Annotated in this window: 2 protein-coding genes; both read left to right on the forward strand. The window is 45.7% G+C overall.

What is annotated here, in order from left to right; translation table 11 throughout:
* The first annotated feature begins 124 nt into the window (after positions 1 to 124).
* Positions 125 to 15,700 (forward strand): non-ribosomal peptide synthetase, encoded by a 15,576-nt coding sequence (locus tag QSH61_RS03945; RefSeq protein ID WP_286123228.1) that lies wholly within the window; start codon positions 125 to 127, stop codon positions 15,698 to 15,700.
* 4 nt (positions 15,701 to 15,704) lie between these two features.
* Positions 15,705 to 25,514, forward strand: a complete 9,810-nt coding sequence (locus tag QSH61_RS03950) for a non-ribosomal peptide synthetase (protein ID WP_286123230.1) — start codon at positions 15,705 to 15,707, stop codon at positions 25,512 to 25,514.
* Positions 25,515 to 25,568 lie beyond the last annotated feature (54 nt).

Consider the following 25,568-nt stretch of genomic DNA (forward strand, 5'->3'; position numbering starts at 1 on the left):
ATAAGTGTGAAAACAGCTCATGTAGTGGAGGTTGTCTAAATTTTCTGCGCAGTCACACGTGCGTAAGACAGGCCTTATTTGATGCTCAATAATAAGAATGAAAGCCTATTAGGGAAAATAATCTATGAGTATCAGTCAGCTAGTTGCAAGTGCCACGTCTTCAGGTGTGTACCTATATACAGAAGGCGGGCAGCTGAAATATAAATTATCGGTTGCTTCATTTCCTGAAAATCTCAAGCAAGAAATACTGGCAAACAAACAAGAAATTATTCATTTTTTAACAAAGAATGAGATTAATCCTAAGTCAACTATATCTGCGCTGGCATCTCATGACGGTCATTTCCCTCTCTCTTTTGCTCAGCAGCGCCTGTGGTTTATCGATCGCTTTGAAGGGCAGAGTGCACAATACAACATACCTAAGGTGATTAAAGTCGCAGGTGATTTCTCGGTTGATATTGCAGAACGAGCCATTAAGGAATTGATTTGGCGGCATAAAGTATTGCGAACCACTTACGGAGAGGTTGAAGGGGAACCCTTTCAGCAGATAAATCAAGAATTCAAATTTAAGATCAACCGCATTGATCTTTCTGCACTTGAGGCACAGTATCAACAACGTAAATTAGCTGAGTTGATCCGATATGATGCAGAAAAGAGTTTTGACTTGGCAACTGAGCTAATGCTACGGGTGAGCTATATTATAGCTGGCCCAGATAACCAAAATACTCTGTTATTTAATATGCATCACATCGCCTCTGACGGCTGGTCGATGAATATATTTGTACGTGAGTTTGTTGCTGAGTATCAAGCGCTGCAAATGGGACAAGAAACCAGACTTACTCCATTGGCTATCCAATATATTGACTTTGCTGTGTGGCAACGGCAGTGGCTAACAGAAAGTCGCTTAGCGGAGCAGTTACGTTACTGGCGACAGCAGTTATCCGGTGCTCCGTTATTGCATCGTTTACCTTTGGATTATCCTCGCCCAGAGCGCAAAGGTAATGAGGGGGCCAGAGTGTTCAGTCGCTATTCTACTGCGGCTATAGAGGCTTTTGCCATGCGCCATGGAATGACCCCCTTTATGGTTTTTCATGCAGCCCTGAGTATTGTACTTTGCCGTCACAGTAACCAATCAGAGTTTATTGTTGGGACTCCGTTTGCAAATAGACAAAACACAGCACTGGCACCGCTAATTGGCTTTTTTGTCAATACCCTAATTTTAAAGTCATCTATCAAACATGATACTGTCGCTGCATTTTTAACTCATATTCGTGATACCAATTTAGCCGCACAAAGCTATCAAGACTTACCGTTTGAGCAGATTGTGGAGCATTGCCAAGTTGAGCGTAGCGTACAGCATACTCCTATTTTCCAAGTGATGCTGAGTATGTTTCAGGGTGAGTCGTCAAGCAAGCCGAGTCTATCCCTTCAGGGAGTGGAGTTCGAGGAAGTCTTATCAGATAACATTACTACCAAGTATGACTTAGACATCAGCATTTCCCTGTCCGAATCTGGCTGCAAACTCACTTGGGTCTATGATACCGAGTTATTTAATGAAGAAACCATAACTCAATTTGATAGGCACTTCGGTAATGTTTTGGACAACCTTCTAACGCAACCTGTGGAGCTGCCCTTAGTAGAGTTGGAACTCTTAAGTGAGCGAGAGCGGTCTTATTTGCTCACGGAGTTGAATAGTACAGCTCAGGATGTTGAGGTGCCGAGCTGTTTATTGCATGAGTTGTTTGAGCGTCAAGCAAAGAGCCAACCAGATGCGGTGGCGGTGGAAACAGCCAGTGAAAGTATCAGCTATGGTCAGCTCAACCAACGTGCAAACCAATTGGCACGACAACTACAGCATCAAGCAGTGCAGCTAGGAGATGCGGTAGGGATATTGCTAACGCGCTCGGTGAATATGGTTGTGGCAGTGTTGGCAGTATTAAAAGCTGGAGGACGCTATGTCCCACTGGACCCTAATTATCCCAAACAGCGACTAGAGTATATTGTTGCAGATACGCAGTTGCAGCATGTTATTTGTAACGAGCATACTCAAGGGCTGTTGGATATCGCAGGTGTCACTCTGTGGCAGCTAGACGCCACTAAACTACAGCAGGACTTAGCACAACAGTGTAGAGACAACTTAGGCCGTCATCCGCAAGCTACGAGCGACCAGCCAAGTTACCTTATTTATACATCAGGCTCGACAGGTAAGCCAAAAGGGGTAGTGATAGCACACAGGAATGCGTTGGCGATGGTGCAGTGGGCAGGAGAGTTTTATCAGCCGGAAGAGTTAGCGGGGGTGTTGGCAAGCACGTCACTTAACTTCGACTTATCGGTGTTTGAGTTATTCGTTCCACTGAGCTTTGGTGGCAAAGTAATCTTAGTGGAAAACATTCTGACTCTGCTAAACGAAGACATAGCGGGTATTAGTCTAATTAATACAGTGCCGTCGGGAATAGATGCATTGCTGGCGGCGCAGCGGCTTCCTAGCTCGGTTCTGAGTGTCAACTTGGCAGGAGAGCCACTGGCACAGACAGTAGTAGAGAAGTTATTTAGTGGGCGAGAGTTACGGCGAGTTGTGAACTTGTATGGACCGTCAGAGGATACGACGTACTCCACTTACTATGAAATGACAGCGGCACCGGAGCAGGCCCCGAGAATAGGTCGTCCGGTGTCCAATACGCAGGCTTACGTACTGGGAGAACAAGGAGAGCTGTTACCGTTTGGAGTAACGGGTGAGTTGTATTTAGGTGGTGCGGGCGTGGCTTGTGGTTATCTTAATCAGCCACAGCTAACGGCACAGCGTTTTATTCCAGACCGCTTTAGTCACAACACAGATGCACGACTTTATCGTACAGGAGACTTAGTTCGATATGACCAACAAGGAGAGTTGTGTTTTATAGGGCGCGTTGACGAGCAGGTGAAGTTACGAGGTTTTCGTATTGAGCTTGGGGAAATAGAGCATCACTTAAATAGCCATGATGCAGTAATAGAATCGCTAGTGTTAGTGGTAGAAGAGGCAGGAGAGTCACAGTTACAGGCTTACGTCCGAACAGAAGAAGCGACGGGTTTGGCACAGCAGCTACGTGAGTATCTACGGGCATTACTACCAGAGTACATGCTGCCAAGTCGCTACATTGGGGTATCACAGTGGCCGCTATCCCCGAACGGTAAAATTGACAAAAATGCGCTAAAAGCGAAAGTTAATCAGCCTATAGCTGAACAAATAATGCAGCCTCAGTCAGAGACTGAGGCTAAGTTGTTAAGTATTTGGTCTAGCATATTAAATACTCCGGTTACTGAAATAGACCTAAATAGTAGCTTTTTTAGTCAAGGCGGGCATTCCCTACGGGCGGTAAAAATGCAAGCTGCAATACAAGCAGAATTTGCAAAGTCACTGTCCTTACAAACCATTTTTAAGGCCCAAAGCGTTAGAAATATAGCTCACTGTCTTGATGAGCAAGCTGACTATATTCTTGGCGCGACGATTCAAGCTAAGGCTGATAAGTCACAATTACACCCGCTGTCTTATGCACAAAAGCGGTTGTGGTTTATAGATAACCTGAATCAAGGTAGTTCTGAATACCATATTACTTCAGCGGTACAACTAAGCGGGAAATTTGATTTAGCGAGCGCGCAGCAATCCTTTACTTTGCTTATTGAGCGTCATGAGACTTTAAGAACCGTCTTTATTAAATCGGCTGATGGCGTTGTGATGCAGAAAGTTAATCATACTAAGCCTTTTCAGATAAAGCACTTATCATTGACTCACTTAACGGGAGATGCGCAAAAGCTGGCTTTAGAACGGTTGATACACGAGCAAAACAGTCAGCCTTTTGATCTGAGTTTAGACCAAATGCTACGTGTTTCGGCGGTAAGTTTAGCGGAAGATGAGCTTGCGATTATTTTTACAGTACATCATATTGCTTCTGACGCTTGGTCAATGGGGGTCTTGGTTAATGAATTTTGTAGTATCTATCAGGCGCAGGTGACTCAACAGCCACAAGACTTACCTCCTCTCAGTATACAATATAGTGATTATGCACATTGGCAGCAACAGAGTGACACCCAAGCGAGAATAAGTAGTCAGTTGCATTATTGGCAGCAGCAGTTGCAAGGGCTGCCCTCTGTGCACCAAATACCGTTAGATCACGCTAGGCCGAGTGCTAAGTTAAGTAATGGTAAACGCCTACAACGAAAATTACCCTCAGCGTTGGCTGAGAAATTACAAAGGCTTGCTACCGCTGCCAATATAACTCCTTTTATGCTCTACCATGGGGCATTAAGCCTATTAATATCAAAATATAGCTATGAACACGACGTTGTGATTGGCACCCCTGTAGCAAATCGATGTCAAACAGAGCTGGAACCGTTGATCGGCTTCTTTGTCAACACACTAGTGCTTCGTAGTGATACTCAAGAGCGTACTTTATCTGCATTCTTTCAGCATATTCGCGACGTGAACCTTGCAGCGCAAGAACATCAGGAAGTACCGTTTGAACAAGTGGTAGATGCTTGTTGTAACTCTCGTACAACTCAATATACACCGCTATTTCAGATCATGTTGAACATGAATAATACGGAGTCTTCATCGTTCACGCTTAGTGGTGTAGAAGCAAATCTTATCCCAGTGGCAGCTGATAGATGCAAATATGACTTAGAGTTTGCGGTACAGCTAAGTAGCAGTTGCCCTGTGTTGATGTTGCAATACGATACTAGCTTATTTTTACCCAGTAGTATGGAGTTAATGCTGGCCGATTTCGCCGCATTGCTAACAAGCTTAAGTGAGTGTACTTTTGAAACGACGATGCTTAGTGAGCTTACGCTTTCCTCATCAGAACGGGGATATATTGGGCGAGAAGCACCGCAAGAATTAAGGTTACAAGAGTCGTTTCAACAGCAGGTCAATAGAAAACCAAAACAGGCAGCACTGCAGTTTTCTAACAGCACGATGACTTATGCGGATTTGGCAGCACAAGTTCAAGATCTCGCTTGCTACTTAGTAACTCATTTCCCACCTCATGCTCGAATTGGTATTTGTCTCGGCCGTTGTGAGTCTTTGTTGGTTTCAGTATTAGCAATATTGCGTGCTGATATGACCTATGTTCCTATGGATCCGAGTCATCCAGAGCAACGTTTGTTAAGAATAGCCGAGCATGCGGAGCTGGCAGCCATTATAACAAAGCCTGAGTGGCAGTCGAAGCTACAAGGCGTCTCAATTGCTACTGTCGTCGATATCAACACCTATGAGAAAACGGCTAAAACTAAGTTAGCTGAGGTGTACAGCAACCCTGTCGCGTATGTTATTTATACATCTGGTTCAACTGGCACACCGAAAGGAATTGAGGTACTACATAAAGGCTTAAGTAACTATCTTGATTATGCAGCAAAGCATTATCTCTGTGCAGGTATATTACGGTCAGTAGTTAGTTCAACACTGAGTTTTGATGCAACGTTAACTTCGTTATTGGCACCGCTTATCAGCGCTAAAACAATCACGATACTGCCAGAAGAAGATACTTTAGCTGATCTGTATCAGTGTTTGCGCAGTGGCCCTGCTAGTTTGTTTAAACTTACACCATCCCACCTGAAGGCGCTTTGCGCTATTCACCATGGTGAGAGTATTACAACACCTCATACGATAGTGGTGGGTGGGGAACAGTTTACAGGCCAGCTGTTGGGACAGTGTCAGCGATGGCTCAATGGCGCGACCTTTGTGAACGAATATGGCCCCTCGGAAACCGTCGTTGGCTGTTGTGATTATGTTGTACTTCCTGGCCAGAAAGAGCGCGCTAGTGCAGCGGTTTCAATAGGTCGTGCGATTGCAAATACCCAACTTTATGTGCTTGACCCATATCTTCAGGTGGCACCTAAAGGTGGGGTCGGTGAGCTATGTATTGCCGGCTTTGGAGTTGCTAAAGGATATTTACAGCAGCCCCAACTCACAGCCGAAAAGTTTCTGAATTGGCAAGGGGAGCGGATCTATCGCAGTGGGGATCTTGTCCGTCAACGCAAAGATGGCAACTTAGTTTACGTAGGCCGGATCGATGAACAGGTAAAAATTCGTGGCTATCGTATTGAGTTGGCTGAAATTGAGGCGCTTGCAGTGGCGTTTACTGGCGTTGAACAAGCCGTAGCCCATGTAATTGAAGGAAAAAATAACAGTGCTCAGTTATTACTTTATATAACGTTAAAACCAACTTTGTGTGGCAATGAGCAGACTTCATTGTTGAAGCGTTACCTCGCCGAACAATTACCAGAATATATGGTGCCGAGTCAGTTTGTGGTGTTGGAGCAATTTCCACTTACAGTCAATGGTAAGGTTGATAAACGCGCTTTGCCACAACCGGAGTTGACGACAGCGCATTACCGAGGACCACAAAATAAAACAGAAGCGCAATTGCAGCAATTATGGTCGAGTTTATTAAAGATACCGCAAGCGTCACTGAGCTGTGAGGCAAACTTCTTTGCCCTAGGTGGCGACTCAATATTATCAATTCAGCTAGTCTCACGGGCAGCGGAGCAAGGCCTGTATTTTAGTGTTAAAGACCTGTTTCGTCATCAACACATCGTGGCATTAGCGCGGTGTGTAAAGCAGAGCAAAGGATACACGATAGCACAAGAGGCGGTGATAGGAGAGATGCCATTGCTGCCTATTCAGCAGGCATTTTTCAAAAACGAAACGGCGTTAGCCCACTTTAACCAGTCGGTTCTATTAAGTACCCCAGAGGATTTTGACACCCAATGCCTGATACCGATGTTGCAAGCTTTGGTCACGAGACATGACGCATTGAGGCTCAGTTTTGATAAATCACAGGGGCAGTGGCGAGGTTGGTATCAAGCCTTGGAAGCATTGGCGCTATCAAACTGCATAGAGCAGCATGAGTGGGATGGAGAGGCAGAGAGTTTAACGGCTATTGCAGAGCGAGCGCAGCGCAGCTTATCACCGATAGATGGTGAGTTATTACGATTGGTCTATTTGGCGAACAAAGCGGGTACAGGACGCTTGCTGTTGGTGATACATCACTTAGTTGTGGATGGGGTTTCTTGGCGTATTTTGCTGTCAGACATAGCACAGCTCTATCAACAATACCAAGCGGGAGAAGCATTGCAGCTTGGTGATAAGACACATAGTTATCAACAGTGGGGAAGACACTTACAGCGCTATAGCGAGAGTGAAGGGCTTCAGCAGCAACGTTCATATTGGCGGGAACTAGAGGCAGATAATAGTTGGCAACAGCATTATGGTCATGAGCAAGTACAAGCAGGTGTACGGCGACAATTACAAATCCAATTGAGTGAGGATGAGACACAGGCTTTGCTCACGATGGTGCCACAGAGTTATCGAACTCAGGTGAATGAAGTACTCTTGGCGGCTTTGTGGTTAGCTCATCAACGTTGTAGTGGTGCTCAAACGCTATCGGTAACACTAGAAGGGCATGGGCGTGAGGGAGTTGCGGGGGTAATAGATTTAAGTCAAACCGTAGGCTGGTTTACCAGTATGTATCCATTGCAGCTAAGCGTGCAAGCGGCGGAGGATGTCGGTGGTATTTTGATGGCGGTAAAAGAGCAATACCGTCAGGTTCCGGATACGGGGATAGGCTATGGCGTATTAAAGTACCTGTGCGGTGATAGCGAGCTTGCGGATAAGACGATGCCGGCTTTGCAGTTTAATTACCTAGGGCAGTTTGACCAAACGGTAAAACAGACGGGCGCCTTTAGCATAGCAGAGGAAAATAGAGGGCAACATATAAGTGCAGCTCGGATAGCACAAGAAGAGCTGGTGTTAAATGGGAAGGTGGTATTTGGCAGTTTAGGTTTTACGCTGAATTATGACACAGGGTGTTATTGCGAGGGAGCGCTATCGACGTTGATGAAGGCTTATGAGCAGGCCTTAAGAGACGTTATTACGCATTGTAAGGCGGTGGGTGTTGGGCCTTATACACCGAGTGATTTTCCATTGGCGAGGGTGACTACGGAAGAGTTAGAACGATGGGATATTGGGTCGGATATTGCAGATTTATATCCAGCGACGGGGATGCAACAGGGGCTGTTATTCCATGGTTTGTTGGAAGCAGGGAGTTATGTCACGCAGACTCGGATAAGCTTCAAGGATTTGGATGCAAGCGCATTCAAAGCTGCATGGTTAGCGGTAATAGAGCGGCACAATATTTTTAGAACGGCATTTGTAGGAATAGAGCAAGGGAATGCGCATCAAAGGGTGAGCGCACATGCGGTACTGCCTTGGAAGGAAGAAGATTTAAGGGAGATGTCACAGGCGCAGCAGCAACATTATTTAGACGATTATCAGCGTATGGATAAGCGCAAAGCCTTTGCGATAGATGCAGCACCACTGATGCGCTTTAGCTTATTTAATGTAGGAGATGAACATACGTTGCTCTGGAGTTACCACCATGCGCTACTGGATGGGTGGTGTATTCCGTTGGTATTTAAGGAGATAAAGCAATGTTATGAAGCGCTGTGTGCGGGTATACCGTTAGCAAGTGGAGCGCCAGAATACAGTTATAGAGATTATGCTCAGTGGCTGAGTGAGCAAGACAAGGAGGAGACGGTAGCGTTTTGGCGAGACACGTTAGCACCGCTGAGTAGCCATACTCAGTTGCCAGCGGAGCAAGGAGAGGTGGGAGCAGGAGAGGGCGAGTATCGCATTGAGTTTAGTGTATCAGAGACGGCGGCGTTACAACGGTTGGCGGCGGAAGCGAGAACGACGTTAAATATAGTCGTACAAACGGCATGGGGTGTGTTGTTGCAGCGCTATGGCAACCAAGGTGCGGTGGTGTTTGGTTCGGTGACGTCAGGGCGGCCGGCAAGTCTTGCGGGTGTCGAGTCGATATTAGGTTTGTTTATCAATACAGTACCGGTGGTTGTAGAGAGCGGTGCAGAAGAGACGGTGCTTGGGCTATTGCAGGCGCAGCACGAACAGCAAGTGGCACGAGAAGGGCATAGCTACTATCCGTTGTATGAAATACAAAAACAGTCGCCGTTGGGAGAGCCTCTGTTTAATAGCGTATTTGTATTTGAGAACTATCCGGTTGATGCGCAGTTAAGTGAAGCGGATGAGCAGTCGGGGCTAGAGGTTACGACAGCGGAGACAACGGAAGGGACGAACTACGACTTAACGGTAGTGGCGCATGTATCGGAAGGGTTGAGTATTCGCTTAGAAGGCGGGGCGGGGCACTATAACTCAGCGAGTTTGGCACGTTTAGGCGGACATTATAAGCGTTTGCTATTGGGGTTGACGAAGGCCTTGAAGGTTGCGGAGGTTGAGCTTTTAAGTGAGCGAGAGCGGTCTTATTTGCTCACGGAGTTGAATAGTACAGCTCAGGATGTTGAGGTGCCGAGCTGTTTATTGCATGAGTTGTTTGAGCGTCAAGCAAAGAGCCAACCAGATGCGGTGGCGGTGGAAACAGCCAGTGAAAGTATCAGCTATGGTCAGCTCAACCAACGTGCAAACCAATTGGCACGACAACTACAGCATCAAGCAGTGCAGCTAGGAGATGCGGTAGGGATATTGTTAACACGCTCGGTGAATATGGTTGTGGCAGTGTTGGCAGTATTAAAAGCTGGAGGACGCTATGTCCCACTGGACCCTAATTATCCCAAACAGCGACTGGAGTATATTGTTGCAGATACGCAGTTGCAGCATGTTATTTGTAACGAGCATACTCAAGGGCTGTTGGATATCGCAGGTGTCACTCTGTGGCAGCTAGACGCCACTAAACTACAGCAGGACTTAGCACAACAGTGTAGAGACAACTTAGGCCGTCATCCGCAAGCTACGAGCGACCAGCCAAGTTACCTTATTTATACATCAGGCTCGACAGGTAAGCCAAAAGGGGTAGTGATAGCGCACAGGAATGCGTTGGCGATGGTGCAGTGGGCAGGAGAGTTTTATCAGCCGGAAGAGTTAGCGGGGGTGTTGGCAAGCACGTCACTTAACTTCGACTTATCGGTGTTTGAGTTATTCGTTCCACTGAGCTTTGGTGGCAAAGTAATCTTAGTGGAAAATATTCTGACTCTGCTAAACGAAGACATAGCGGGTATTAGTCTAATTAATACAGTGCCGTCGGGAATAGATGCATTGCTGGCGGCGCAGCGGCTTCCTAGCTCGGTTCTGAGTGTCAACTTGGCAGGAGAGCCACTGGCACAGACAGTAGTAGAGAAGTTATTTAGTGGGCGAGAGTTACGGCGAGTTGTGAACTTGTATGGACCGTCAGAGGATACGACGTACTCCACTTACTATGAAATGACAGCGGCACCGGAGCAGGCCCCAAGAATAGGTCGTCCGGTGTCCAATACGCAGGCTTACGTACTGGGAGAACAAGGAGAGCTGTTACCGTTTGGAGTAACGGGTGAGTTGTATTTAGGTGGTGCGGGCGTGGCTTGTGGTTATCTTAATCAGCCACAGCTAACGGCACAGCGTTTTATTCCAGACCGCTTTAGTAACAACACAGATGCACGACTTTATCGTACAGGAGACTTAGTTCGATATGACCAACAAGGAGAGTTGTGTTTTATAGGGCGCGTTGACGAGCAGGTGAAGTTACGAGGTTTTCGTATTGAGCTTGGGGAAATAGAGCATCACCTAAATAGCCATGATGCAGTAATAGAATCGCTAGTGTTAGTGGTAGAAGAGGCAGGAGAGTCACAGTTACAGGCTTACGTCCGAACAGAAGAAGCGACGGGTTTGGCACAGCAGCTACGTGAGTATCTACGGGCATTACTACCAGAGTACATGCTGCCAAGTCGCTACATTGCGGTATCACAGTGGCCGCTATCCCCGAACGGTAAAATTGACAAAAATGCGCTAAAACAATTGCATAGTAACACTGAGCTCGAGGCCTTTATAGCACCAAGAAATGCCACAGAGGAGCAGTTATTACTCATTTGGCAGCGATTGCTCAAAAACGACGCGATTGGTATTAATGACCACTTTTTTACCGTAGGAGGGGATTCAATTATAGCAATTCAATTGGTTGCTATGGCTCGGGAAGTGGGACTCCATATAACTTTAAAAGAAGTTATGCAGTTACCTACGGTTGCTGATCAGGCATTGGTGGTTAAAGCAAGTAAAGAAGTGAGTGCTGAACAATCTCCCCTAAGCGGAGAATTTAGGCCTTTACCTATTCAATTGAGATTCTTACAACGCTCAAAAGGGGCGGCTGTACATCATTATAATCAGTCTATCTTATTGCAAGTGCCTATTGAGTTATCGCAAGATTTTCTAAGGCAAGCAGTTTCATGTTTACTTGATAGGCATGACGCGTTGAGATTACGGTTTACTCACAAATCAACAGGGTGGATGGGCGAGTTTATTGCGCTTGAACAAATTGATATTAATCGGGTTGTACAGAATGTTTTCGTTGCTGATTGGTCGGCTGAGGCCGTAACTGAAATTGCTGCTGCAGCACAGTCTGGGTTTAATATTTCAAAAGGTGAGTTATTTAAAGCAGTCTTAATCTCAGGTAAAAGTGAAGCTCGGTTGTTACTTGTAGCGCATCACCTGGTCGTAGATGGTGTTTCTTGGCGAATTTTGGTACAAGATTTACAGCGTCTTTGGTGTCAGCATCAACGCCAAGAGATACCTCGGTTACCAGCAAAAACCTCATCTATAAGGCAGTGGAGTGATACCTTAGCGCTTCATTACGACGATTTCCAAGCGCAACAAGTCTTTTGGCTTGCCCAATTAGCCGCTGAAAATACCATGATGCCTTTATCTGAGAGTGAAATAGAGCCCTGTTTACGCAGTGAAAGTGAAATCGTTAAGCTACAGCTTACCCACTCAGTAACTCGTCAACTCCTAGGAAGTGCAAACCAAGCTTATCGCACGCAAGTAGAGGATTTATTGTTAAGTGGGCTGTATTTAGCGCTACAGCAAACATTTGCGGTATCGCAAGTCGCAGTTGCACTGGAAAGCCATGGTCGGGATCCTATCTCTGATGATGTGGATCTCAGTGAAACAGTAGGTTGGTTTACGTCACTTTATCCACTATTACTTAGTTCAGAGGGCACAGGGCTTACAGAAGTAATTATTGCTGTAAAAGAACGGCGTAGGGTTATTTCTGAGTCGAACGTTGGCTTTGGAACACTAAAATACTACTCCCAAACTTCTGAGTGTTCGCATTTTGAACAAGCGGATCCTTTTGTGCTATTTAACTATCTTGGACAAATTGAGATAAATGCAGAGCACGAGCATGGGGATTTTTCTCTCGCTAATGAAAGTATGGGGTCAAATCTACACGAGCAAGCTTTGCGGGAGTTTGCTATTGCGATCAATGGCCAAGTGAGTGAAGGCTTACTGCATTTGATGATTGACTATAGTGTTGCGCAGTTTAGTCCAGAGACTATGGTTGCTCTTAAAAATAATTTAGCTATGGCGTTGCAGGATATTGCTAATCACTGTGAAGGCCGAATGCCGATGTTAACAACCTCTGATGTCCCTCATGTCGAATTACAACAATCTCAGCTTAATGAATGGCAGAAACGCTTTGGTACACTCATTAATATCTTTCCTGCAACACCATTACAGCATGGAATATTCTTTCAAAGTCAAATTGATAAAAAAGCCTACTTAACCCAAGTTGTAAATCAAATCAGTGGCGAATTGAACATCAAGGCGATGGAGCTAGCATGGCAATATGTGACTAATCGGCATGAAATATTGCGAAGCGGCTTTGCTATAGAAAAAAGTAGCCTTTATCGCTTTGTGCTTGCACCAGATATTAAAGTTCCTGTGCGCTTTTTAGATTGGAGCGACTTGAGTGATGAGCAGCGCCACAGCGCATTTATCACGTTGCGTGAGCAAGACCGAGAAATGGCAATGCCACTCAATGAAGCGCCTTTGCATAGAGTTACTATCGTGCGCTATGGCTCCATGCAGCATCAATTACTTTGGACACATCATCACCTAATTTTAGATGGTTGGTGTCTGCAAACCGTTTACCAAGAACTATTGCAAAGCTATTTGTCTTTTGCTAACTCGCAACCCTTATCGTTACCGAAACCGATCCCACTGGATGGTTACTATGATTGGTTGCAGAGTAAAGATAAGCAAAGTGCTCTTGACTATTGGCATACTTACTTGCATGACTTTGACTCGCCCACCGCATTGTTAGAAAGCCAAAATTTAGACGTTCAATCAGGCTATGTTGAGCGACAATGGCAAATAAGTACGAGTCTGTCGCAAAAGCTACGAGTACTTGCCAGTGAAGCCAAGGTGACTCTCAATGCTGTCATACAGTGGGCTTGGGGATACTTGTTACAGCGTTACAGTGGCGATCAAAAAGTATTGTTTGGTACTGTAATTTCAGGTCGGCCATCTGAGGTACAAAACATTGAAAAGATGGTTGGGTTATTCATAAACACCATACCTGTAAAAGTTGATTTTGTTCCATCAACGGATCTTAAAGCTCAGCTTAAGCAATTACATGAAAGCCAGTTGCAGAGTCAAGAACACGGCTTTTTAACTTTGCCAGAGATCCAGCAACAAACAGCGATTGCCGCTGAGATTGAGTTGTTCGATAGTATCGTAGTGTTTGAGAATTATCCTACTGAGAGCAATAGCAGTGTAGCGAATAATACCAGCGATGTTGTTATCAATAGTAGTGAGACGGCAGAGTATAGTGCTGTGCCGTTGACTTTTATTGTGAATGATAATGAACACTTACAGCTTACATTGGGATATCGTAAAGAGCGTTTCAGCGATAACACCATAGCGCAAATGCAACATCATCTTGATGCCATCTTTTCTCAGCTTGCGGATGGTCGAGGTGTGGGTGAAATTTCACTGTTATCGACGTCTGAGCAACATTTACTGGCGCAGCAACATGATACTTTCTGTTCCCACAATTTAGCTTTACTACCGCATCAATATGTTGACCACTTTGCACAGGTAACACCTAACAGCATCGCCGTTCTTGATACTCAAGAAACGTTGACATATCAGCAGTTAAATCAGGCAGCGAACCGATTGGCTCGTTTGCTACAGGCTCAGGGAGTAATGCAGGAATCCTTCGTGGCTTTGTATCTTGAACGTCACTGTAGCATGGTTATTGCAATTTTGGCGGTGTTAAAGGCGGGTGGCGCTTATGTACCTATTGACCCGAGTATGCCGGACGCGCGCAGTAGTGCAATCTTAGACCAGCTGGGTGATGTACAAGTATTGACCCAACAGCACTTAGCGGAAGCTGAGTGTTTGCAATCACATCAAGTGACTGTGATCGATAGCGAAGCGACGCTAGATACTCTCTTTCAGTATAGAGCAACGACTCCTAGTACCTTTGAATTAAGCGCGACAAATCTTGCGTATATGATTTTTACGTCAGGTACAACAGGACAACCAAAAGGGGTGATGGTTGAGCATCAAGCCTTGTTGAATCGTGTACTGTGGATGCAAAAGCAATATGGACTGAAAGCCAGTGATAAAGTGCTGCAAAAGACGCCTTATGGTTTTGATGTTTCGGTCTGGGAGTTTGTTTGGCCTTGGACCGTTGGCGCAAGTATTGTTCTAGCTAAACCTGAGGGTCACAAAGAGCCTAAGTATCTAGCAGAGTTGATACAGCGACAAGGCATTACTCATTGTCACTTCGTACCTTCAATGCTGCAAGCATTTATGCAGCATGCAGAGTTATCGCAGTGCCAAACACTGAAACAGGTATTTTGTAGCGGTGAGGCATTAACGCGCGATCACCGAGAACAGTTTATACGAGCGTCATCCGCTCAGTTACATAACTTATATGGCCCGACAGAAGCAGCAATAGATGTAAGTTATTGGGATTGTAGTAAAACCACCTCGGCCCCGAGTGTTCCCATTGGTTATGCTATTGATAACATTAACTGTGTAGTAGTGAGTCCGGATTTTGCTGAGCAGCCTATCGGTATTCCAGGAGAGTTACTCATATCTGGGATTGGCTTGGCTCGAGGTTACTTTCAGCAGGAACAGCTCACTGCGGAGAAATTTATTACGGTGAGCTTAGCAAACCGTTCTCAGCAGAGATATTATCGCACGGGCGATTTGGTCCGTCGTTTAGAATGTGGAGCTCTGGAGTTCCTTGGTCGTTTAGATCATCAAGTTAAAATCCGTGGTTTGCGTGTAGAGCTAGGAGAGATCCAAGCTGCGATTGCAGGCTGTGATGAAGTGGAAGAAGCATTTGTCAGTGTGCAGGAGTTACAAGCTGGTGAACAGCTTATCGCATTCTGTGTTACATCATTGGACAGTGCTGAACTTTCAGCTGTGATACCTAAGTTGCTGGCATCTACCTTACCGAACTACATGATACCTGCAACCTATATCGCATTGACTGAATTACCAGTCACTGTTAACGGCAAACTTGACCGTAAAGCACTATACAGCATGGTGACGGCCCAGCCTCAGATTGAATACGTTCCAGCACATACGGCAACAGAAGTTGCTCTAGAGGAAGTCTGGCGAGAGTGTTTAGGTATCACAGAACCCCTCAGTACCGTGCAGTCTTTCTTTGCTCTAGGCGGAAATTCGCTTCATGCCATGAGTATCCTCGATCGTGTCCAATCGCACTGGGATTACCCTTTTGAAATTGCAGACCTGTTTGCCTTCCAAACAATCAAAGAATTAGCACAGTTTATTGATGCAACACAGTCCCAGTATAGCTCAGAACAGCAGGAGCTAGAGGCGGATAGTGAGGCCTTTGAAGAAATGGAGTTTTAACCCAATGATTGATTTGCTTAATCAACTACAACAAAAAAATATTCAGCTATCTTCTGACTCCGGTACTTTAAAGGTGAAAGCACCAAAAGGTGCCATGACTGCTGAGTTAGCAGAGCAAGTAAAAACGCACAAAGAACAGTTATTGCACTTTCTTGAGAGAAAGCAGCAAGGGAGGTCAGTGGCGAGTATCCCCTTGTGTGCCATAGATCGCAGTGGTGCGATCCCAGCATCATTTTCACAACAACGGCTGTGGTTAATCGATAAGCTAGAAGGCAGTCAACATTATAATGTTGCAGCAGCACTGGCCTGTGATGGGGTACTGGATATTGCAGCCATAGAAGCCAGTCTAACCCAAATAGTTGCCCGCCACGAGGCGTTAAGAACCTGTTTCGAAGCCCACGATGGAGTGTGTATGCAGCGGGTAATGCCAGCCCGAGCGGTGACGGTAGAAGTGGTGAATTTGGTTGATTGTGGTGAAGATGAAGTGCAGCGGCAAGTGGATGATGCGGCACGAGAAGTTTTTGACCTAAGCCAAGATTTAATGTTGCGCACAAAAATCATCAAACAGTCTCAAACACGGCATATTTTGTTGTTCACGTTGCATCACATCGCATCGGATGGTTGGTCAATGCAGCTATTAATAAAAGAGTTTAATGCATTTTACCAAGCTGCGATAACAGGCGGGGAAGCGGATGTGCCTGAATTACCGGTCCAATATGGAGATTACGCGTACTGGCAACAGCAACAGTTAACGGAGCAAAACAAAGCACAGTTGTTAAGGTATTGGCAGGCTAGGTTGTCGGGCATGCCGAGCTTACACGGATTGCCATTAGATAAGCCGCGACCAGCCAAGCAAGAATTTACCTCTGGATATGTGCGTAGTCGGATAGGCAAAGAGACATTGGCAGGGTTACAAGCGCTAACGCAAAGCGCAGGTGTCACGTTATTTATGGTACTGCAAGGTGCTTTTGCGGTGTTATTGAGCCGCTTAAGCGGTGAGTCGGACATCGTCTTAGGCGTACCGACAGCGGGGCGTAGTGAGAGTGAATTGTCGCCATTAATAGGGTTTTTTATCAATACCTTGGTGAGTCGAACAGAGGTTGATTTAGCGCAGCCATTTACGGCGTTATTGGCGCAGATAAAGGCAGATACGCTGGCAGATTATCAGCATCAAGGGCTCCCTTTTGAGCTGTTGGTAGAGGCATTAAACCCAGATAGAAGCTTAGCATATAACCCCTTGTGTCAGGTTAAGTTGGTGCTACAGAACCATCGCAGCAGTGACGATGAAGGGTTGAGTTTGGGAGAGGCGAGGCTGAAACCACTCCAACAAAGTCAAGAGCAGGTACGGTTTGATTTGGATTTGACTTGCTCGGAGGGAGAAGGCGAGTTGCTATGCCATTGGCGGTATCAACAGAGCTTGTTTACAGAAGCGACGATAGCGGCGTATGCCCGTAGCTTTGAGTATCTATTGGAGAGTATCGCGAAGGGAGCCCAAGGTAGCTGCAAAAGTTTAGCCTTGTATGACGATGAAATGCGTCAAAGCTTGATAGAAGAGAGCGTAGGTGCAGCCTGTGATTATCGGCGAGGAGAAAGTGTAGTAGAGCAGTTTGCGAGACAAGCCCAGCAGACGCCGGAGAGAATAGCGGTACGGGATGAATCACACGCACTGAGCTATGGAGAGCTGTACAGTCGCGTGAATCAGTTGGCACATTACCTTCAAGAGCAGGATATAGGGGTGGGAGAGCGAGTTGCGTTGGTGATGACGCGAGATGTCACGCTCTTGGTGGCGATGCTAGGGGTGATGGCGACGGGTGCGAGCTATATCCCATTGAGCCCGGATAATCAGACGGCACGTTTAGCAGATATATTTAACGATGCGGATGTGACTCAGGTCTTGGTATCGACATGTTTATTAGAAATTTTACCGGTTTCAGGGGTAGATGTGTTAATGCTGGATGAGGATGAGTGGGGCTTATCGGGTTATGACAGCCATCCGGTGGGAGTGACACATACCTTAGCGGATAGCGCCTATGTGATTTATACGTCAGGGTCGACGGGTAAGCCAAAGGGGGTGGAGGTAAGTCACAGAGGATTAATAGATTACTGTGGCTATGGTCTAAAAGCGTACTATCAAGAGCAGTTGACAGGAAGTTATGTGCTGACGTCGCATGCATTTGATATAGGCGTTCCGAGTTTATATTTGCCTCTTTTGGTGGGAGGGTGCGTGAACTTAGCGCCTTGGGGAGAGGAGTTGGAGGGATTAGTCGAGCGGTTACGAGGGAGCTCAGAGGCGAGTTTATATCGTTTGACGCCGATGCATTGTGAGGCATTACTTGAATTGCTGGATGGGGATAAGGTCAGCGGAGCGCATGTTCTGGTGATAGGAGGGGAGACGCTAACGGAGGGGCTGGCTGCGCGGTTGCAAGATACCTTTAGTGAAAGTCAACTTTACAACCACTATGGTCCGACGGAAACGGTGGTAGGTTGTAGCTTATATGATGCAAGCGCGCATTTAAGGGCAGGGGATTCAACGCGAGAAGAGATACCGATAGGGTATGCGATGGCGAACACAGGGTTGTATGTCGTTGATGCAGGGGGTGAGCTGCAAGCGAAAGGAGGCGTAGGAGAGCTTTATGTTGGAGGGCCTTGCGTAGCGAAAGGATATGTTGGAGATCCGGACAGGACGGCGGCGTCATTTGTGTATGTTCCTTGGTTGGCGGATACGAGGTTGTATAGAACAGGAGACAGGGTACGGCGCTTGGAGTCGGGAGCGTTGGTATTTTTGGGAAGGAAGGATGAGCAAGTCAAGCTGCGGGGATATCGTATAGAGCTTGGAGAGATAAGGAGTGTTTTGGCACAGCAAGCAGCGGTGAAACAGGCGGCGGTGTTGGTGCAAGGAGAGGGTGCGGATGCGACGTTGGTGGGTTATGTTGTTGCAGAGGGAGAGGTAGTAGATGAAGGTATTTTTATAGCGGAGTTAGAGCGTGCGTTATCGGCGCGTTTAGCCAGTTATATGTGTCCGAGTCGTTGGTGTTTGCTAGATGCTTTGCCGTTGACGGCGAATGGTAAGTTGGATAGGGGTGCGCTACCGAGCGAGATTGGGGAGATAGGGCAGGAATATGAAGCGGCGGAGAATAGTGTAGAGCGAGCGCTGGTAGAGATATGGGCAGAGGTACTGCGACAACCACTAGAGGAGTTAAGTGTAACGGGTGATTTCTTTAGGTTAGGGGGAAATTCTCTGTTAGCGGTGAAAATAATCAGCGAGATTAACGCTCGCTACAAGCTGCAGTTGGGTCTCAAAGAACTCTTTAGTTATCCTAGTATTCGCCGTTTAGCGGTACTTATGCAGCAATCTGGTTTGGGAGAAAACAACCCAGAGATCCCAGCGTTACCTCGAGATGGTCAAGCCCTACCGCTATCTTACGCACAACAGCGTCTTTGGTTTATTGAGCAATTAGCAACTCAACCAAACGCACAATTCAATATGCCATTGGCGTTAAGAATCCGTGGCCAATTAGAGACTAATACCCTTGAGCAGGCCATCGCAGCAGTTATTAAGCGTCACGAGATACTAAGAACAGTATACCAGCTCGATCAAGATGGCGAACCCCAACAAGTTATATTGCCAGCATTTGCGCCACGGATAACAACGCTTGAGTTAAATGGCAGTGAGCAAGAAAAGCTTAATCAGGCACACGCTAATGTCGCAGCCCAAGCCTTGCAGCCGTTTAACTTACAAAGTGACCACATGTTAAAGGTTCAGTTGTTGCAACTTGGCAAGCATGATTATGTATTGGCCATTGTGGTGCATCATATTGCTTGCGACGGTTGGTCATTGAATATTCTTCTTAACGATATCATGGCATTCTATGACGCGATAAGCTCAGCGCAAGCACCCACTCTGGAGCCATTGACGATACAGTATGCAGACTTTGCAAGTTGGCAACGTCGTTACCTAGGTGGAGAGCGGTTGCAACACGGACTTGATTTTTGGCTGAGTCATCTAGATCAAGCGCCGCCATTACATAGTATTCCCCTAGACCGTAATCGAGCTCCTGATCAGTTCAGTGGAGCAAGAGTAGATGGAACCATTGCACCAGATATCGTTAATGAACTAGAGCTATTTGCTCAGCAGCACCAAAGCACTCTGTTTATGCTCTTACAGACTATGTTCGCGGTTACTGTAGGTAGATTCAGTCGTGAGCAGGATGTTGTAATGGGGATGCCTGCGGTCAATCGTAATAATAAGTCCTGTCAGAATATGATTGGCTTATTTCTAAATACACTAGTCGTGCGTACTCAGTTTGATACACAACAACCCATCGGTGAATTGCTGCGCAAAGCCAAGCAAACCCATATGGAGATACATGCTCACAGTGAGGTTCCGTTTGAATTACTAGTCGAACAATTGAATCCAGAGCGTTCCTTGACACATGCTCCTATCTTTCAGTTGTTTATCAATATGGCCAATGAACAACTAGCATTGTCAACAGAAAGCCAACTCGAAGTGAGTGCTTTTTCCGCACAGCAAGAGTTTGACAGTAAGTACGATATTACTTTATATCTGCGACCGACTCACTCAGGGTTGAAGTTTATTTTTGCTTACAATGCTGCATTGTTTGACTGCTCAACCATTACTGCTTTGGCGAATGAATTTAGTAGTACGTTGTATCAGGTTGCAGCAAATCCACAACTTAACGTTGCACAGCTTAAGTGGTCGCAACCTCTAAAAGAGAATGCCGCAGTTACTCTTTGTGAGCATGAAGTCAGCTCAGTTCATCAATTATTTGAACTTAATTTGAGTAAGCACGCAGCTAGTGGTGCATTACATTATGCAGAGCAAAAGCTGTCATTTGAAGAGTTAAACGAACAGTCCAACAAGTTGGCTCATTATTTGATTAAGCAACATGCTATCAGCAAGGGTCAAACGGTAGGTATACATTGCCAGCGAAACGCCACGCGGATAATCGCTATGCTTGCTGTATTAAAGGCAGGAGCAACACTGGTTCCATTGTCTGTTGAACTGCCTGCATCACGATTGAAGTTGCAAGCAGAAGATGCAGACATTACTTTGCTATTACATGATGAGCAAACAGAGGCATCATTTTTTGAGCGCGCAACATTGGACTGTAGCAGTCTATTGAGAGAAAGCACGCTGGACCAATACAGCGGAGAAAATCCAGACGTTGAAGTCTTTAGTGATGATATTGCGCACATTATCTACACCTCGGGCTCGACGGGTAAGCCCAAAGGGGTGTTAGGGACTCACGGTGCTGTAGTTAACAGAGTCAGTTGGATGTTACAGCGTTTTCCACTGGCCTCAAATGAAGTAACCGTGATGATGACCTCAATGGCGTTTATACGCGGTATGTGGGAGTTTTACGTCAGCTTAGCTGCAATCAAACCCGTTGTTTTATTGCCACGAGAGCAGGTGAAAGATAACAATTTATTCGTCGCAGCTATTGAAAAACATAAAATCACCAGAATAGTTACTACGCCTTCTCATTTGCAGAGTTTAGTAATATCGGGAGCGCAGTATCGCTCGACGCTTAGCAGTTTGCGCTACTGGTTTATTAGTGGTGAAGCACTGTCTTTGAGCCTTGCTGAGCGATGCTGTAAATGGCTGGATGAAGTGGAGTTTTATAACCTTTACGGCTCCACCGAGGTTATGTCCGATGTTCTATACAGTAATATTAAAGAGGATGTCGCACGAGGTGTCATAACACTCGGACAGGCGATAACCAACAACCACGTATTACTCGTTGATGAGCAACTACAACGTGTTCCTACGGGAGCTGTAGGTGAGGTTTTGGTTGTGGGTAGTAATGTGGCAGCAGGGTATTTGTTACGCCCAGAACAAACGAAAGCCGCGTTTGTGGAGTATGATGGTCAACGCGCATACCGAACCGGTGACTTGGCAAAGTATCTCGCTGACGGTCGTTTGGTTGGTTTGGGACGTAAAGATAAGCAAGTTAAGATTCGTGGGTTCCGAGTTGAAGTGGATGAAATCGCCAGTCTACTGCGCAACCGCCCTGAAGTTGATGATGCGATCGTACTGGTCAAAGGCACTGAACTACAACAACGGTTGATTGCTTATCTTAATGTTGGTTGTCGAGCTGTTAAACCGTCACAGCTTGAACAGATTAAAGTCTATTTAAGTGATCAGTTACCTGATTATATGGTTCCTAGTCACTTTGTTACCGTCGAAAATTGGCCTCTCACTATCAATGGTAAACTACAATACAGCGCCTTGCCTGAACCCACTTACCAAAATGATCAGATGCAAGTGGTTCCGAGTACAGAGACAGAGCATCAGCTCCTAGAAATCTGGCAAGGTCTATTAAATGTGACAACAATCGGTGTTACAGATAGCTTTTTTGCGTTGGGCGGACATTCGCTTTTAGCAACTCGTTTGGTTAGCCAAGTTGAGGCGACTTTTGGCTTGACGATAGCGTTGAAAGCAGTTTTTGAAAACAGCACGATTCAATTGCTAGCGCAGCATATAGATAATCATGGTAAAGCCAGTCTGGGGGCAATAACACCGGCACCTAAAGGAAAGCAGATCCCACTTAGTTATGCTCAACAGCGTCTATGGTTTGTCGAGCAAGTAAGTCCTAGTAATCAGTACAATATGCCGCTAGCGTATCAAGTAACAGGAAAGTTTGCACTGCAAGTGGCAGAGCAAGCGTTGCAGTATTTAGTAAATCGGCACGCGGTACTTAGAACTCAATATCAATTTGATGGCCAAACGGCATATCAAGAAGTGCAAGAAAACTGGCAAGTCAGGCTGACAGTTTCTGATCTAACTCATTTATCTGAGCAACAACAAAAAGATAGCATTATTGATCTGCTACGTTCTTTTTATCAACGAGTATTCGTACTCGAAGAACAACCGCCATTTGAAATCCATTATATCTGCCAAAGTAGCGAACAGGGCATACTGCTGTTTAATCTCCATCATATAGCTGCAGATGCATGGTCTATGGGTATCTTGATGTCTGAGTTTATCCATTGTTATCAGGCTATCGAGGCGGGAGTTGATCCGCAGTTACCTGCATTGAGTATTCAATATAGTGATTTTGCTTACTGGCAACGACAGCGATTGGATGATGTATTTTTAGCTGAGCAATTAGCATATTGGCGTACACAACTACAAGATGTGCCAAGCATCCATAACCTGCCATTGGATAGGCCTCGACCTTCAGTCAGAGCACAGCAAGGAGCAATTTATGAGAGTTGTTTATCTGGCGAAATAGTTCAGCAATTAGAGAAAGTGGCGAGTCAGCATAATGTATCGATGTACATGCTATTTCATGCAGCCTTGGCATTTTTAGTTAGTAAATTAAGTGGACAGCAGGATGTGGTTATTGGTTGCCCTATCGCCAATCGAACGAATGTTGAAGTTGAGCCACTAATAGGACTATTTGTAAATACTCTGGTTCTGCGAACTCAAGTACAGCAAGAGAGTTTTAATGGACTTCTAGAGCATATTCGTACGGTCAATTTGGACGCTCAAGCACATCAAGATGTGCCATTTGAGCAACTCGTAGATTTATGTAAGTTACTACGCACTAGCAGTCACACGCCGCTAGTACAAGTTGTTTTGAACTTGAACAATATCGGCCAATCTGTTGCGGGGATTGAAGGGCTGGAATTTACCCCGTTAGAACAACAAAGCACGATTGCTAAAACTGACTTGAATCTTGGGGTGGTATTTGCCGGAGGGAAGTGGGTCATCAACTGGACCTATGATGTTGCGTTATTTGATGCAGATACGATTGAGCGATTCTCGAGCTACTTTATACGTATCCTTCATCAAGTTGCACACAATCCACGGATCGCATTAAGTGATATCGATCTGCTCAATGAGCAAACACAGCAAGCATTAGTGGCAATGAGCCGAGGGCCAGAGCTTGCACCAACAAGGATACAACAAGTTCATCAGTTTCTTGAGAACCAGGTAACACGAACTCCAGAGGCGATTGCACTGGTTTCTGATACACAGAGCTATAATTATCAGGAGCTAAATTCAGCTGTTAACAAGCTATCCAACTACTTACTCAAATTGGAGTTACCGCGTCAAGCAACGGTTGGGATCTGCATGGAGAGATGTAGTGATATGGTAATTGCAATGTATGCAGTTGCTAAAGCTGGTTTAGTTTTCACGCCTTTGGATCCGGAACAGCCACAAGCGCGACGTGCATTTATTATTAGCAATGCAAAAGTTCATTTAGTGCTGAGTCATCAGCAATTTGAGCCCATATTGCGACAAATCCCTGCACTGGCCGTCGCCTATATTGATAGTGTTGCGACCAATCAATTAATCACACAATGCTCAAACATAAATCCAGAAATTGGAGGTCACAATACGGATTTGGCTTATATCATGTATACCTCTGGTTCAAGTGGCGAACCTAAAGGTGTACAAATTGAGCATCGGCAAATCATCGCTGCAACACAGAGTCGTCTAGATGCTTATCGAGTACCAGCAGGGCGCTTCTTGTCTCTTTCATCTATCTATTTTGACTCTTGTTTATTAGGTATTTTTTCAGTGTTAGCACAAGGTGCTGAACTACATATCGTCAAAGATAGTGATGTGGTCGATATTGGAGCCGTTTACCGGTACATCATGGCAAGTGATATTACTCACTTGGCGATTTTACCGACAATGTATCGGGCGTTATTACAGTATGCCAACCTGATGGCTGCGCTACCAAGCCAGCTAAGATTAGTGATCACTGGTGGAGAAGGAGTAGAGCAAGATCTTCAACAGTTGCATTTTGAAAGCCAATGGAGTCAGGGGGCTCGATTTTTTAACGAATATGGGCCAACAGAGGCGACAGTTTGGAGTAGTCACTATGAAATCAAAGCGGATGATAGCTTTCAGGTTGCACCTATTGGTCGTCCGGCGGGTCATGTCAACCTTTACGTAATGGATCATTATGGGCACCTAACACCACAAGGTTGTGAGGGGGAGTTGCACATTGGTGGAGTTGGTGTGGCAAGAGGCTATATGGACAATGCTGAGCTTACCAATGGACATTTTTTCTCAAGACAACTCTACAGCGGAGAATCAGAGCGACTATATCGAACTGGTGATGTGGTGCGTTATAACAAGCATGGTGATATAGAGTTTGTAGGTCGTAAAGATAACCAAGTAAAAATACGTGGCTACCGTGTCGAGCTAAGTGAGATAGAGCAACAGATCTTACACCACCCTGATGTACTCGATTGTGTCACAAAAGTGTGGCAGGAGCAGGGAGAAGAAAAGCTCCTTATTGCATACTTACAGATCCGCGAACGACAGTCCGAACAGGCGGTTGTTGCAGCAGTTAAAAAACAACTGGCTCAAACACTACCCAGTTACATGCAACCCAATGCGATAACGAGTATTGGTCATATACCTGTCAATCGTAATGGTAAGGTAGATAGAAAGGCGTTGCCTAAACCTAACCTTGCAGCACTAACCGGTGAATATTCGCCTGCGCAAAATAATACGCAGAAAAAGCTGCTGACCATCTGGGCCGAACTTCTGCACTTATCGGCAGAGGAGATCAGCATCAATGCCGACTTCTTTGAACTGGGTGGACATTCGCTATTAGCGGTACAACTAGTGACCAAAGTTAATGAAACCTTTCCTGTTGACTTATCTATAAAAGAAATTTTTAGCTCACCCGTACTATGCGATTTGGCTGACCAAGTTGATGCTTTACTTCATTTAGATGAAGACGAGCTGGCGGCCGCTGAAGCTGAGCTAGCAGATATGTCTGATGAAGAAATAGAAAAGCTTTATCAGGAGCTGTGTGACGAGTAACGGCTACTTTGAATTATCGTCACCTCCGGATATAGCGCATAACAAAATAGGTAT

The sequence above is a fragment of the Pseudoalteromonas sp. JC3 genome (genome assembly GCF_030291895.1).
Classification (GTDB): domain Bacteria; phylum Pseudomonadota; class Gammaproteobacteria; order Enterobacterales; family Alteromonadaceae; genus Pseudoalteromonas.